Origin of the sequence: Chromohalobacter sp. HP20-39, from assembly GCF_033052815.1 — a bacterium.
Lineage (GTDB): Bacteria > Pseudomonadota > Gammaproteobacteria > Pseudomonadales > Halomonadaceae > Chromohalobacter.
On record NZ_JAWHTP010000742.1, the window covers coordinates 1 to 267 of the forward strand.

1 protein-coding gene is annotated in these 267 nt (G+C 71.9%); it reads left to right on the forward strand.

The genetic code is table 11. From position 1 onward, the window contains the following. Positions 1–267, forward strand: a 267-nt coding sequence (locus RVY79_RS19920) for a TraC family protein (RefSeq protein ID WP_317466304.1), incomplete at both ends; no start/stop codon positions are given.

Below are 267 nucleotides of genomic sequence, written 5' to 3' on the forward strand. Positions count from 1 at the left end.
GCCGCGTGCCCGCGGCACCGCTTTCACCGAGTTCTACTTGCGCTTCTTCGGCCACCACCTGCGCGCGGTCGCCAAGCCGGGCGGCCTGTTCGAGGACACGGTGGTCACGCGGCTGCGCTGGCGCGGCCAGACGCGGCGGGTGCGCATGGTGATCTATCGCCGTGCAACTGGGCAGGCAAGCCGCCGCGGCCAGACGCCCGAGCAGATGCTGAACATCGTCTGCGACCGCCTGTGCGGCGGCCTGGCGAACGCCGGCATCCAGGCACG